Source organism: Pseudomonas sp. KB_12, from assembly GCF_052114545.1.
GTDB classification, from domain to species: Bacteria; Pseudomonadota; Gammaproteobacteria; order Pseudomonadales; family Pseudomonadaceae; genus Aquipseudomonas; species Aquipseudomonas brassicacearum.
Genome location: NZ_JBFREY010000008.1, coordinates 132,957 through 147,159 on the forward strand (window position 1 = coordinate 132,957; position 14,203 = coordinate 147,159).

Below are 14,203 nucleotides of genomic sequence, written 5' to 3' on the forward strand. Positions count from 1 at the left end.
TCAGGCGAGAAGTGACCCATGGCCCTGCTCTATAAAGCTGACCCGGTACGCGGCGAACACTGGCGGCGCCTGTTCGCCGAACACGCGCCGGACATTGAATGGCGTGCCTGGCCAGACATCGGCGACCCGCGGGATATCCAGTATCTGGCGGCCTGGCAAGCGCCGGACGACGTCGAAACGCTGTTGCCGAATCTGCAGGTGCTGTTCGCCTTGTCGGCCGGCGTGGATCAACTCGACCTTGGCCGCTTGCCAACGACGCTGCCAGTGGTGCGCTTGCTCGACCCCGGCATCAGCCAGGGCATGTGCGAGTACGCCAGTTTCGCCGTGCTCAGCCTGCACCGGGACATGTTGCGCTATCGCCAGCAACAGGCCGAACGCTGCTGGCAAGCGCACCGGCTGATGCCCGCCGGGCAACGCCGGGTGGGCGTCATGGGCCTGGGTTTGCAGGCACGGCAGATACTCGCCAGCTTGAAGACCTTTGGTTTTGCCTTGTCGGGCTGGGCCCGCAGCGAACATGACATTGATGGGGTCGCGTGCTTTGCTGGCGACGAGCAACTGCCGGCGTTTCTCGGTCAATGCGACATCGTGCTGTGCGTCCTGCCGTTGACCGAGCAGACCCGAGGGATCCTCAACCGCCAGCTGTTCCAACACCTGCCCAAGGGCGCAGCGTTGGTCAACATGGGCCGGGGTGGACACCTGGTGGAAGCGGACCTGCTTGAAGCCCTTGCCGACGGCCAGCTCAGCGCCGCGGTGCTGGACGTGCTGGAGCAGGAACCGGCGCCGATGGATCATCCCTTCTGGCACCATCCACAGATACTGTTGACGCCGCACATCGCGGCGATGACCCAGCCTGAAAGTGCCTCTGGCGTGTTGCTGGAGAACATCCGCCGGCATCAACGGGGAGAATCGATGCTGGGCCTGGTTGATCGTGAGCGCAGCTATTGAACGCTCGAATAGCATGCTCCCCGTCACACCTCATCATGCGGTGTCGTGCTGCTGTCTTTTTATAAAACAGCAGCTATGACGCTTACCAGGTGATAGCATTTGGCCTTCAACTATCTGAAGGATCAGCATGCATGAAGCAGAACGTAAGGACACAACGACTGGATAAGCTTCATAAGCTTGTGACTGCCTACACCGCCGAAGCTCATGAGGAAAAACTGCTACCTGCCGATCACCCTGCACTCGCCTGGTTCACCCCATTCAAATACCTGAATCCAGTTAGCTGGGCACTTGCCCCAAATAAAATCCCCTACGTAGCGGCCACTGCGTTGGTTGACAGTTATTCCTGCCTGCCGCGAAGACCAGACATGGCGTTTACCTATCTGTGGACGGCTACCAACAGTTGCTACAACGATCTCTATATGAAGTCATCTGCCCATGCGGAAAGCTTGGGAGACTCGAAAGCCATTGAGAAATCCCTGATTGAAATCAACAAGATCATGCAGTCCCAAATCGCCTTGCCAACCGCCTCCACGCAGGGTCCCGATTTCAGCACCCCTCAAGAAATAATATTGGATTTCGCCCACCGCCTACCTGACAAGACACTGCATTTCGTCGCGTCTTACATCCTCAAGGGTATGGCTATCGAAAAACACAATGAGTTCGTCATAAAAAAAGCAAACAAAACCGGAAAAAAAGCAGACACCATCAGAAAAATTCATATCTCATCATCATACAAATCGTTTAAAACCAAGTTCAAGGCAATGTTCAATCATTTCTACTGGACCTACGGTGAGGCCTATTCCGCCCTATGTACGATTACCGAGAATCCGGACAAAACGGATGTAAGCTTCGGAATAGTCGAAAACGAAAAATCTCGAAAAATCACCCATGCGCTTGGAAAAGAGATAAAAACAATACTCATCAAGATACCTGCCATCGACCAATTCGATGACCTCGGCAAGCCCACCGTAAAAACCCCGGCCCTCTATTCAGACACCCAGAGACTAGAATTTCTCGTGTTTTGCCTTCTCTACGCCACCAGAAACAATAACGCGCACGGAAATGTAGCATCCAGGGTCGGCAGTATATTTTCAGACAGTCAAAGCATCGTTGCCGCTACTTGGATTTTTTTGTTTGGCTATTTCTACCTTTCATTGATTCTCCTGTGCTTAGGTTCTATTGAACCCGATGACCTGCATATTCATTCACTCAACGCCTCCTTATTAGATAAAAAATGACTAAACCCGAATTCAAGGCATTAAGCGGTGAGATTTTCGACTTTGAAAATCTCACCGACAGAAATGACTTCATGCAGAATGAAGTGAGCTTTTGGAAGCCAAAACTCAAAAGTCTCAAAAAACACGACACATCGAATGTTCACCAGGCCCTGACGAATATAGCGGCCTGCGTGGAGATTTTTGAATATCACATCGCCATGGAAGAGCAATATTTTCTCGACGAAGAAGCGCCAGAAGAGGAGCTTTCGGACGTCTGGATCTATAGCAACTCACCCGCCACGATCAAATGGCTGGAGATTTATTCGAATGAACCCGCTATTGCCGGAGGTTTCTACGATGCAATTTTTCTAGGCAAAAGTGATAACCCAGGCTCATTTAACGACTTCAGCGGATACCTGGCCGCGTATGAATTCAAACTTCCCCTGCAAAACTCTTTCGCACAGCGTTCCACTTCAGAAGCGGCGGTGATACGTGGAATTCACTCAAACTTCTTCAAGATCAAATACAGGCTCGTAAAAAAAGCAAGAAAAGAAATGAACCTGTTTGCCCAATGGCAAAAGCAGGAAGAGGAGGCCTGGGCAACGCGCCTTGAGACGCTAGAGTCAACATATAAAGAGAAGCTTCGGCTGGAAGGCCCCGCGACCTATTGGGCAAAAAAAGCCAGTGAACACCAGACACGTGGTTATATCTGGACAGGCGTACTCAGCGTCACCTTGTTTTTCTCCGTCATCGGCCTATGGACATCCTTCAATCTATGGCTGAGTGGTGACCGCACACCGATTGCCCTCAATCAGATCGAGGGTGCGCTCATTTTCGTAACCCTTATCTCAACGTTGGCCTTTACCGTCAAAACACTCTCAAAGCTGGTTTTCAGCGCATTCCACCTTCAACGCGATGCAGAAGAACGAGAGCAGCTTACCCACTTGTATCTGACATTGAGCAAAGACACCCAAGTAGACGAGGAATCGAGAAAAATAATCCTCCAGTCGCTGTTCAGCCGCTCGGAGACAGGACTTATCTCTAATGAATCCGGACCAACCATGCCCGGACTGACGGACCTGCTGTCTGCTTTCAAAAAAGGCTGACAGCCACTGAAAGGTTATTCGCGCAGCACCTGCATACTTATCTATCGCGCTTTCGCGTCGGCCCAAGCCTGAAATCCGGCCCGGTATTTACTGCTGGCCGAGCAGCTGATTTGAGCAAGAAATGTGGTCGGCAAAGCCGTTGCTGACGGAACATACCGAATCAATTGGCGGCCCTTGCCAGGCCTCGTTGCAGGTGAGATACACACGCTTTCAGCGGATAAAACCGTCCGATCAAGCGCCTCTTTCAATGGTGATCTGCCATGTCCATTTCGCAACGCCCTACTTACTTCTATCGCGCCATGACCGCCACCGACGTGCCTGCGGCCCATGCCTTGTCCGTGCAGTTGAAATGGCCCCATCGCCTGGAAGACTGGGCGATGTTGCAACGCGTCGCCCAAGGGTTTGTCGTGGAAGACCAGGGTCGTTTGATTGGAACGGCGTTCACCTGCGCCCAGGGGGACTACGCCACCATCGGCCTGGTGATTGTCGACGATGAGTATCAGGGCCAGGGGATCGGTCGCAAACTGATGGAACTGGCGATCGAGGCTTGCGGCTCGCGGACCGCCGTGCTCAATGCGACGCTGGCCGGTGCCCCGCTGTATGCCAGCCAGGGCTTCGTTGATTTTGGGCATATCCAGCAGCATCAAGGGCAAGCGCTGGTGCCGGCCCTGCAAGCACTGGCCGCCGGCGAGCACTGCCGCGAGCTGGGCGAAGCCGATCATGCCGAGCTGATCAAACTGGCCAATGCCGGGAGCGGGCTGGAGCGGAGCGCTGTGCTCAATGATCTGTTCGAGGTCGTTGAACATTCAGTGGGTATCGAGCGCGACGGTCACTTGTGCGCCTTCGCCCTGCTGCGCCCCTTCGGCCGTGGGCGCTGCATTGGCCCGCTCATCGCCCAGAGCCTGGAACAGGCCCAGCACTTGATCGCCGTGCTGCTGGCTCAAGTGCCGGACGCATTCGTTCGCATCGACATCCCTTCAAACAGCGGCCTGGCCCCTTGGCTGGAAAAGGCCGGGCTCAAGCAGGTCGACACCGTCGCCCAAATGGCACGGGGCACGCCTCCGCAAGCGACCGGCGCAGTTCGGCAATTTGCGCCGGTGACCCAGGCCATTGGCTGAAAACCCCGCACTCCCCTCAACGCTTCCCTGGAGAATCATCTTCATGCTCGAACCCACTGCAGTGCTGTTGGCACACGCCGATGGCCGCCTTGCCTCAACCCCGTTCACCCCGGGTTCGCTGGGCGCCAAGGATCCGTTCGACCGCCTCATCGCCTATGACGGGGCGGATGGCATGGCTGCCGGCGTGGTCCGGGCGAGCGGGCTGTTCAGCGTCGATGCATACCCCTTCAGTGAGACGCTTGTGGTGCATGCCGGCGCAGTGACGCTGCGCAGCCAGGGACAGACGCTGCAGCTCAAGCCAGGTGAAAGCGCGGTGATCGGGCGGGGGACGGCGCTTGAGGTCGAGGCGCAATCTGGCTCGCTCTGGGCCTTCTGTGCCGATACCCAGCGTATCGAAGCGCACCTTCCCGGGCTGACGGCACTCCCCGCCCACACCCTGCTCTCGCCTTCCGCAGCCCCGGATGACGAGATCCTGCTCAGCCCGCCGCCGCAATGTAGCTCGCACAATTTGTTTGTCGAGCAAGCGAGCAACCTGCGCATCGGTATCTGGGACTCGACGCCCTACACTCGCAAGTCACGACCGCACAAACTGCATGAGCTGATGCACCTGCTCGAAGGCAGCGTCACCTTGCAGGCAGCCGATGGCAGCGACTTGACGGTCAACACCGGCGATACCGTATTCGTCCCGCTGAATGCACCGTGTGCCTGGAAAAGCAGCGTTTATGTGCGCAAGGTGTACGTCGTCAAATAATCCGGTGTATGGCAGCTCCACCGCTATCGCGAGCAAGCTTTGCTCCCACAACGGGTTGCGGGTGGATGTGAATCTTGCCGCCAACCGAGGGCCCCATGTGGGAGCGAGCTTGCTCGCGATGGCGGCGGCACAGCCAACATCATCGCAAGCTGATCCACCGCTATCAGAGCAAGCTCGCTCCCACAAGGGGTTGTGGTGGGGGGTGGCAGATCAGCCAAAAAAAGCCCGCAGTGTGAGCGGGCAAAAGGTGTCGCAGGTTGGATCAAGCCTCAGAGCGCGGCGGCGATGGCCTGGCCAACATCCTGGGTCGAGCCTTGCCCACCCAGGTCGGGGGTGATGGGGCCTTCGGCGATGACTTGTTCGATGGCCTTGAGAATCCCATCGTGGGCCGCGCGGTAGCGTTCATCGCCGTTACCCAAGAAGTCGAGCATCAAGGCGCCGGACCAGATCATCGCGATCGGGTTGGCGATGTTCTGCCCATAGATATCGGGCGCTGAGCCATGCACCGGTTCGAACAGCGACGGGTAGCGGCGCTCCGGATCGAGGTTGGCCGACGGTGCGATGCCGATGGTGCCGGCGCAGGCCGGGCCCAGGTCAGAGAGGATGTCGCCGAACAGGTTCGACGCCACCACCACATCAAACCGGTCAGGCTGCAAAACAAAGCGAGCGCACAGGATGTCGATGTGTTGCTTGTCCCACTTCACGTCCGGGTACTGCTCGGCCATCAATGCCGTGCGCTCGTCCCAATACGGCATGCTGATGGAAATGCCGTTGGACTTGGTCGCCGCGGTCAAGCGTTTGCGCGGTCGGGTCTGGGCCAGGTCGAAAGCGAACTTCAGGATCCGGTCGACCCCACGCCGGGTGAACACCGACTCCTGCAGCACGAACTCATGCTCGGTGCCTTCGAACATCTTGCCGCCGATGGAAGAGTATTCCCCCTCGGTGTTCTCGCGGATCACCACGAAGTCGATGTCCCCCGCCTTGCGCCCGGCCAACGGACACGGCACCCCCGGAAACAGCCGCACCGGGCGGATGTTCACGTACTGGTCGAAGTCGCGACGGAACTTGAGCAACGAGCCCCACAGGGAAATATGATCCGGCACCTTGTCCGGCCAACCCACAGCACCGAAGTAGATCGCGTCGAAGCCCTTGAGTTGTTCGAACCAGTCGGCGGGCATCATCTGCCCGTGCTCCAGGTAGTAATCGCAATGGGCCCAATCGAGCACCTCAATGTCCAGCGACAACTGCCACTTTTTCGCGGCTTGCTCCAGTACTCGCAGCCCTTCAGGCAAGACTTCCTTGCCGATGCCATCGCCGGCAATGGCAGCGATTCGAAATGGTTTGCTCATCAATCGTGGCTCCCGGGTGTCTGTTCAAATGACGGTCGCATCACAGCCCACCGATGTGGAAGGCTTTGACTTCAAGGTATTCGTCCAGGCCGTACTTACTGCCTTCGCGCCCCAGGCCCGACTGCTTGATGCCGCCGAAGGGCGCGACTTCCATGGAGATAAGCCCGGTATTGAGCCCGACCATGCCGAACTCCAGTGCCTCGCCGAAACGCCATGAGCGGCGCAGGTCCTGGGTGAAGTAATAAGCCCCCAGGCCATACGGCGTGGCATTGGCCAGGGCTAGGGCCTGCTCTTCAGTAGTAAAGCGCATCAGCGGAGCCACCGGGCCGAAGGTTTCCTCGTTGGCAAGCAACATCCCGGCATGGGCCTCGCCCAATACCGTTGGCTGGACAAACTGACTGTCGCCCTCGGGAACACCGCCACAGAGCAGGCGCGCGCCCTGGCTCAACGCATCGTCGATGTGCCGGGCGACTTTGTTCACCGCCGCGAGGTTGATCAGCGGGCCGATCATCACGTCAGCCTCCAGCCCATTGCCGACCTTGAGCTTGCCCACCTCTTCCACCAGCCGTGCGGCGAAGCGTTCGTAGATACCGTCCTGCACCAGGATGCGGTTGGCGCAGACGCAGGTCTGGCCGGCGTTGCGAAACTTGCTGAGCATGATGCCGGCGACGGCTTGCTCCAGGTCCGCATCGTCAAACACGATGAACGGCGCGTTGCCGCCCAGCTCCAGGCTCAAGCGCTTGATGTGCTCGGCGCTCTGGCGCATCAACAGGCGCCCGACCGCCGTCGAACCGGTAAAGGAAATCTTGCGCACCGTCGGGTTGCCGGTCAGTTCTTCGCCGATACCGGCAGGCATACCCGTCACGACATTGAACACCCCGGCCGGAATCCCGACCCGCTCGGCCAACACCGCCAGGGCCAAGGCCGACAAGGGGGTTAGGTCCGAGGGTTTGACGATGACCGGGCAGCCGGCCGCCAAGGCCGGTGCGCACTTGCGGGTGATCATCGCATTGGGGAAATTCCACGGGGTGATCGCGGCACAGACACCCACCGGCTGCTTGAGCGTGAGCAGGCGTCGGTCGCCGCTGGGCGCCGGGATGGTCTCGCCATAGACCCGCCGGGCCTCTTCGGCAAACCATTTGGCGAAACCGGCCCCGTAGCGGATTTCGCCTTTGGCTTCGTTCAGCGGTTTGCCCTGTTCACAGGTCATGATCAGCGCGAGGTCGTCGAGGTTGTCCATCATGGCTTGATACCAGCGCTCCAACAGCGCTGCCCTTTCGGCCGCCGGACGCGCGCGCCACGCTGGCCAGGCGCGCTCGGCGGCCTCGATGGCACGCCGGGTTTCCACGCCGTGCATAGCCGGCACCCGGGCGAGCACCTGGCCGGTGGCCGGGTCGATGACGTCAAGGGTGGCGGCGTTGTCGGCGCCGATCCACTGACCGTCGACGTAAGCGAGTTCTGCCAACAGGCAGGGGTCTTTCAATCGATTCTTGAGCATGGTCGCGTCCTGTTCCGAGGTGATTCCAGTCTAAGGAGATGCCACGGGGCAGGATGCTGAAAGCGGGGTTTGGGCAGTGTTGGATGCTGAAGTTTCGAGGTGGGACGGCAGGCTCTACCGAGGCCCCAGGCTAAACACCGAACACTGAACATGAACATGAACATGAACATGAACATGAGCATGAGCATGAGCATGAGCATGAACATGAACATGAACATTGAACACTGTGGGAGCAAAGCTTGCTCGCGATGGCGGTGGATCAGGCGACATCGATCAAGACCGTGTCATCGTTCATCGCGAGCAAGGTGTGCTCCCACAGGTGTGTTCCCATAGATGTGTTCCCACAGGTGTGCTCCTACAGGTGTGTTCCCATAGGTGTGTTCCCACCTTTTGTTTTGTGCAGGGCTTAGATTTTCAGGGAGCCGAGCAACCCTTCCAGAAACCGCTCCCCCGCGTCCATCTGGCTGATCTCGATGAACTCGTCAGGCTTGTGCGCCTGTTCGATCGAGCCTGGGCCGCAGACCACCACGGGTACGTCCAGGCGCTGCTTGAACAGGCCGCCCTCGGTGCCGAAGGAGACCTTGGCGGTGCCGGTGTCCGGGGTGGCAAAGTTTTTCAGGAAGCGCACGGCTTCGACGCTCGGATGGGTGTCGAGGCCCGGATAGACGTTGAGGGTTTCGATCTCGATGTCCGCGACGCTGGAGAGTTTTTTCGCCTCGCGCACGATCACCTCGGCGCGCTCGCGCAGTTGCTCCAGGAACAGGTCCAGATCGTCGTCCGGCAAGTTGCGCACTTCGAAATCCAGGGTGCACAGGTTCGGCACGATGTTCAGTGCCTTGCCGCCGACAATCTGCCCGACATGCACGGTGCTGTAGGGCACGTCGTAATCCGCATCCTGGGCGCCTTGCTCCTGCAATTGCTGCTGGCTCTGGCGCAACGCCGCGATGAAATCGCAGGCGACGTGAATCGCATTGACCGAGCGCGGTGCCAGCGATGAGTGCGCTTCCAGGCCGCGACAGTAGGTGCGATAGGAACCCTTGCCCTTGTGGCCGAGCACGAACTGCATGTTGGTCGGCTCGCCGATCACGCACAAAAATGGCCGCACCGGTGCCAGGTGCAGCACGTCGAGCAAGCGCCGCACCCCCACGCAACCGATCTCTTCGTCGTGGGAAAGCGCCAGTTGCAATGGCCGGTTCAACGAATGGTCGGCGGCATCGAGCATGGCGTCGATGGCCAGCGCAATGAAACCTTTCATGTCACAACTGCCGCGCCCGTAGACCCGCCCATCGCGCACGGTCGCCTGGAACGCCGGAACGGTCCAGGCCTGCCCCGCCGCCGGCACCACGTCGGTGTGGCCGGACAGCAGGACCCCGGGCAACTCGCTCGGGCCGGTGCTGGCGAACAGGTTGGCCTTCTTGCCGCTCTCATCCTTGACGATCAGCGACTCGATGCCCTTGCTCAGCAACAGCTCGCGCACGTACTCGATCAGGGCCAGGTTCGATTCTGAAGAGACCGTTTCAAACGCCAGCAGGCGTTCGAAAATGGCTAGCACGCGGGGTTTCATGAGGCCTTGCTCCGTTGTTCGGCACAAAGGGCGAACCGGCGGATGGAAAACGGCTCGATGAAGGTTCGAGTGCTGCCGGTGCTGATCAGTTCAGCCATGACATCGCCAACGCCCGGACCGAGCTGGAAGCCATGGCCGCTGAAGCCGAACGCATAGTACAAGCCATCGACGTTGCCACTGGGCCCCATCACCGGCAGGGAATCGGGCAGGTAGCCTTCGATGCCGCTCCACACGCGGATGATGTTGAGATTGCCGACGCCCGGCAGCAGCCGACGCATCTGGTCCAGTTGGTTGAGGATGCTGCGCGGCTCGACATAGGCCCGGCGGTTGAGCATGTCCGGCTTGCTGCGATAGCCGCCGCCGATGATGATATTGCCCCGGGGAATCTGGCGGAAATAGATCACTTCTTCAGGAATCTTGGTGTACACGCCGATCACCGTCGGCAAGGCGTACGGCACCGGTTCGGTGACGGCCATCTGCGGGCCGTTGGTCTCCAGCGGCACCGGCTCGCCGAACTGCGCCGAGAGCTTCTGGCCCCAAGCGCCTGCGGTAATCAACAGTTGCGCGGCGCTGAACTGGCGACCATCGGTGGTGCTGATGCTGAACCCGTCACCGACCTTCTGCACCTCGGCCACTTCGCAGCGCTCCTCGATGCGTGCCCCGAGCCGCCGCGCCGCCCGAGCAAATGCCGGGGCTGCCAGACGCGGGTTGGCGTGACCGTCGTGAGGTGCATAGGAGCCGCCCTTGACGTCCTTGCCGAGAAACGGAAATCGCGCGTGCAGCTCGCTGCCGCGATAGATCTTCAAGTCCAGTTGCGCCGCTTCGGGGGCGGCCGCATAAGCCTCGAGTTCGGGAATTTCATCCTCGCGATAACACACGCGCATGTGCCCGCTGGCGATGAACTCCAGGTCGTCGTCGATCAGCTCCGGCAGACGCTTCCATAGCGCCCACGAGCGGTTGGCCAGTTCCAGTTGCCCGAGAAAACGCCCTTGGCGCCGCACGTTGCCGAAGTTGACGCCGCTGGCGTACTGGCCGATCTGGTCACGCTCGAGCAGGATCACCGACTGCCCCCTCTGGCGCAGGAAAAACGCTGCCGCCGAGCCCATCAGGCCGCCGCCGACAATTACCACATCGGCTTTATTTTCCGTCATGGCGTCACCTCCCGAGTGAGCATCGACAGTGGTTTGACCGGCGCCTGACCACGCTGGCGGCCCACCTCCTGCACCTGGACACCCGCTGCTGCTGCAATCACTTCGGCCCCGGCCTGGGAGCAATAACGTCCCTGGCAGCGGCCCATGCCGACCCGGCTGAACGCCTTGGCCCGATTGACTTCACAGGCACCCTTTTCGCTGACCGTGCGGCGTAGTTCGCCGGCGCTGATCATCTCGCAGCGGCAGACGATGGCCTCGTCCGGCAAGGCCTTGGCTTGCGCCGCTGGCCAGGGAAACGCCTGGGCCAGGCCGAGGCGAAACGCGTCCATCACCTTGAGCGCCTGGCGCTGTTCGGCGACGAGCGCGGCGTCTACCGGCTGCTGCAGATCGCTCAACAACGCCAAGGCGACCAGGCGCCCGGCATGCTCGGCGGCATCGGCGCCACGGATCTTCGAACCATCACCAGCGGCGTAGACACCGCTGACCGAGGTCCGTCCCTCTTCGTCCGTGTCCAGCAGCCATTGGCTGGAGGCCTCGTCAAAGCGCAGGCGGCAGCCCGCCAGGTCGGCCAGTTGGGTTTCCGGGCGCAAGTGATAACCCAGCGCCACCGCATCGCACGCCACCGTCAAGGTTTCCCCGCTCGCGGTACGAACCAGCACGCCACTGACACCGGCGCTCGCTTCTCCCAGAATCTGCAGCGGCGAAATACCCAGGTGCACGGCAATCTTCGCCCGATACAACTGCGCCAACAGCTTCATGCCGGTGAACAGCAAGCCCGGGCGCGCCATGAGTTTGGGCAAGGCCTTGATGCGCTGGCCCAGCGGCGATGTGTCCAGCACCGCCGCGACATTGGCGCCGGCCTTGAGGTATTGGCTGGCGACCAGATACAGCAACGGCCCGCTGCCCATGAACACCACCCGGTGGCCGATGGAAACCGCCTGGGCCTTCAACGCGATCTGCGCGCCGCCGAGGCTGTAGGTACCGCCCAACTGCCAGCCCTCGATGGGCATCAGGCGGTCGGTGGCGCCGGTGCAGAGGATCAGCGCGTCGTAATCCACCGTCGTATGCTGGCCCTGGCTGACGCAGCACAACTGCCCGGGTGTCAGGTTCCACACCAGGGTGTCCGGACGGTAGTCGATCTGCGGGCGCAAGCGGTCGAAGCTTTCGTGCAGGTCACGGGCCTTGTCCGCTTCGGTGCCGTACAGCGTGGCGTAGGTGCGGGTGAACCCTTCGGGCTGACGCCGGTAGATCTGCCCGCCATCGCGACGGTTTTCGTCGATCAGGGTCGGCTTGAAGCCCGCTGCGACCAGGGCCTGCGCGCAACGGATACCCGCCGGTCCAGCGCCTACAATGACTATCCGCGCAGCGGCCATATCGCCTCCGGTTGTTGAGTAATGATGTCCAGCCCTTCGCGTACTTCATTGGAGCAGGCTCGCAGGCGTTCGCCGCTGCGGGTCCAGACCCAGCAATCCTGGCAGGCGCCCATCAGGCAGAAACCGGCTCGGCTGCCCGGATCGAATTCCGACTGGCGCAACGCCGGGCCGTGGGTCAGCAATGCGACCATCAACGTGTCGCCCTGCAACGCCTCGACCGGGACGCCATCCACTTTCAATTTGACGACGAGTCGGCCCTGTTCGGCCAACCTCACGAAACGCGCGTTCATGCGTAAGCTCCCACGATCATGCTGTTTGAATCCTGTTGGCGCTTGAGCAGCTCGGCACTGTCGTGATGACAGAGCACCTCGCTGCCGCCGTCGATGATCCGCCGGGGCGGCGCGGTGTGGTTGCACAGGCCGTCGACCCGCACCGGGCAGCGATTGAGGAAGGTGCACAGCTCCGGCACCTCGGCGCGCGCGCCCAACGCCGGCAGCGTGCCGCACGTCGTGGTGCCACAACTTTCCAGCCAGCCCTGGCGCAACTCCGGCACCGAGTGGATCAACAGGTCGGTGTAGGGATGGAACGGCGCCTGGGCGAACGATTGCCGGCTGCCCTCTTGAACCTTGTGGCCGCTGTACATCACCACGATATCGTCGCACAGCGCCCGCACCGTGGAGATGTCGTGGCTGATGAACAGGTAGGACACCCCCAGTTGCTGGCGCAGGTCGCGCAGCAGTTCAAGGATCGCCGCGCCGACCACCGTGTCCAGCGCCGAGGTCACTTCATCGCACAGGATCAGGTCCGGCTTGGCCGCCAGTGCCCGGGCCAGGTTGACCCGCTGTTTCTGTCCGCCGGAGAGTTCGCTCGGGCGGCGCTCGGCCATGTCCCGTGGCAGACGCACCAGGTCGAGCAATTCGCCGATACGCTCACGCAGCGCCGCGCCCTTGAGGCCGAAATACATCTTCAACGGCCGGCTCAGGATGGTGCTGATGCTGTGCATCGGGTTGAGCGCGGTGTCGGCATTCTGGAACACCATCTGGATGCGTCGGAACTGTTCGTCCGTGCGTTCGGACAGGCTGCCACCCAGTGGCTGGCCGTCAAATGTCAGCCCGCCCAGGGCCGGGGTCAACAGCCCGGCCACCACCCGCGCCAAGGTCGATTTGCCCGAGCCTGACTCACCGATCACCCCGATGGCCTGGCCCCTGCGCACGGTCAGGTCGATGTCTTCGAGCACCCGGATCGCCGGCATGCCGTGCTGGTTCTTGTTGCCGTAGCCGGCGGTCAGGCCCTTGATGGTCAACAGCGGCGTGTCTTCGGCTACGCCGCACGGCGGGCGAATCGTCGTGTCTGGCCGTGCCGCCGCCAGCAGGCTGCGGGTGTAGGCGTGAGCCGGGCCCTTGAGCAGCGGCGCGGTGGCGCTCTGTTCGAAGATCTGCCCGCCGTTGAGCACCACGATCTGGTCGGCCATCTGCGCCACGACAGCCAGGTCGTGGGAGACGTAGACCGCCGTCGCGCCACGTTCACGCACCACCCGCTTGAAGGCGCGCAGCACGTCGATCTGGGTCGTCACATCGAGGGCCGTGGTCGGCTCATCGAGCACCACCAGCAGCGGATCGCTGATCAGCGCCATGGCCGCCATCACCCGCTGCAATTGCCCGCCAGACACTTGATGGGGATAGCGTTGACCGATGCCTTCGGGGTTGGGCAGCGCCAGGTCGCGGAACAGTTCGATGGCCTTGGCTTCGAGCACGGCCCGGCTGCCCAGGCCATGGATCAACGCCCCTTCCACCACTTGGTCGATGAGTTTCTTGGCCGGGTTGAACGCCGCCGCGGCGCTTTGGGCAATGTACGACACCCGATTGCCGCGCAGGCCTTGCAGCTCGCGCTCACTCAAGGCGAGCATGTCGTGCTCGCCAATCTGCACCACGCCGCCAGCCAGGCGACAACCGCGTCGGGCATAACCGAGCAGTGCCAGGGCGATGGTGGTCTTGCCCGAACCGGACTCGCCGATCAGCGCCAGCACTTCACCTTTCTCCAGGGAGAAACTCACACCCTTGACGATCTCCACCTCGCTGCGCTCGCCACAGGCGACCACGCGCAGGTTCTCGACTCGGATCAATTGGCTCAT

At 61.0% G+C, this 14,203-nt stretch carries 12 protein-coding genes; 5 read left to right on the forward strand and 7 right to left on the reverse strand.

Annotation, left to right across the window (positions count from 1 at the left end; all coding sequences use genetic code 11):
* Window positions 1-18: 18 nt before the first annotated feature.
* The 5 genes from AB4Z20_RS08910 (at window position 19) to AB4Z20_RS08930 (ending at window position 5,137) form a co-directional block, all read left to right on the forward strand.
* Window positions 19-945, forward strand: coding sequence for a 2-hydroxyacid dehydrogenase (locus tag AB4Z20_RS08910; protein WP_258688695.1), 927 nt, complete (start codon window positions 19-21; stop codon window positions 943-945).
* Between the two features lie 131 nt (window positions 946-1,076).
* Window positions 1,077-2,183: a hypothetical protein gene (locus AB4Z20_RS08915; protein ID WP_258688697.1), complete on the forward strand. Its 1,107-nt coding sequence runs from the start codon at window positions 1,077-1,079 to the stop codon at window positions 2,181-2,183.
* Window positions 2,180-3,268 (forward strand): DUF6161 domain-containing protein, encoded by a 1,089-nt coding sequence (locus AB4Z20_RS08920; protein ID WP_053177693.1) that lies wholly within the window; start codon window positions 2,180-2,182, stop codon window positions 3,266-3,268. Before AB4Z20_RS08915 ends, AB4Z20_RS08920 begins: the two co-directional genes overlap by 4 nt.
* A gap of 260 nt (window positions 3,269-3,528) precedes the next feature.
* A complete protein-coding gene (locus AB4Z20_RS08925) occupies window positions 3,529-4,386 on the forward strand; it encodes a GNAT family N-acetyltransferase (protein ID WP_258688701.1) in 858 nt (285 codons plus the stop codon).
* 43 nt (window positions 4,387-4,429) lie between these two features.
* A complete protein-coding gene (locus AB4Z20_RS08930; protein ID WP_258688704.1) occupies window positions 4,430-5,137 on the forward strand; it encodes a cupin domain-containing protein in 708 nt (235 codons plus the stop codon).
* 269 nt (window positions 5,138-5,406) lie between these two features.
* Here AB4Z20_RS08930 and AB4Z20_RS08935 read toward each other — a convergent pair whose 3' ends face one another.
* The 7 genes from AB4Z20_RS08935 to AB4Z20_RS08965 all read right to left on the reverse strand — a co-directional run bounded on the left by AB4Z20_RS08935 (window position 5,407) and on the right by AB4Z20_RS08965 (window position 14,203).
* Window positions 5,407-6,486 (reverse strand): tartrate dehydrogenase, encoded by a 1,080-nt coding sequence (locus AB4Z20_RS08935; protein ID WP_253476096.1) that lies wholly within the window; start codon window positions 6,484-6,486, stop codon window positions 5,407-5,409.
* A 40-nt stretch (window positions 6,487-6,526) separates the two neighbouring features.
* Entirely contained in the window at window positions 6,527-7,984 is a 1,458-nt protein-coding gene (locus AB4Z20_RS08940) for an NAD-dependent succinate-semialdehyde dehydrogenase (RefSeq protein WP_253476099.1), read from the reverse strand.
* 406 nt (window positions 7,985-8,390) lie between these two features.
* A complete protein-coding gene (argE, locus tag AB4Z20_RS08945; RefSeq protein WP_024617427.1) occupies window positions 8,391-9,548 on the reverse strand; it encodes an acetylornithine deacetylase in 1,158 nt (385 codons plus the stop codon).
* On the reverse strand, window positions 9,545-10,699 hold the full coding sequence (locus tag AB4Z20_RS08950) for an NAD(P)/FAD-dependent oxidoreductase (RefSeq protein WP_258688707.1): 1,155 nt from the start codon (window positions 10,697-10,699) through the stop codon (window positions 9,545-9,547). Before AB4Z20_RS08950 ends, argE begins: the two co-directional genes overlap by 4 nt.
* Window positions 10,696-12,072, reverse strand: coding sequence for an FAD/NAD(P)-dependent oxidoreductase (locus AB4Z20_RS08955; RefSeq protein WP_258688709.1), 1,377 nt, complete (start codon window positions 12,070-12,072; stop codon window positions 10,696-10,698). The genes AB4Z20_RS08950 and AB4Z20_RS08955 overlap by 4 nt, the downstream gene beginning before the upstream one ends.
* The gene (locus tag AB4Z20_RS08960) at window positions 12,054-12,362 is read right to left on the reverse strand and encodes a (2Fe-2S)-binding protein (RefSeq protein WP_258688710.1); all 309 of its coding nucleotides are present in this window, start codon (window positions 12,360-12,362) and stop codon (window positions 12,054-12,056) included. The genes AB4Z20_RS08955 and AB4Z20_RS08960 overlap by 19 nt, the downstream gene beginning before the upstream one ends.
* The gene (locus AB4Z20_RS08965; protein WP_214511900.1) at window positions 12,359-14,203 is read right to left on the reverse strand and encodes an ABC transporter ATP-binding protein; all 1,845 of its coding nucleotides are present in this window, start codon (window positions 14,201-14,203) and stop codon (window positions 12,359-12,361) included. The genes AB4Z20_RS08960 and AB4Z20_RS08965 overlap by 4 nt, the downstream gene beginning before the upstream one ends.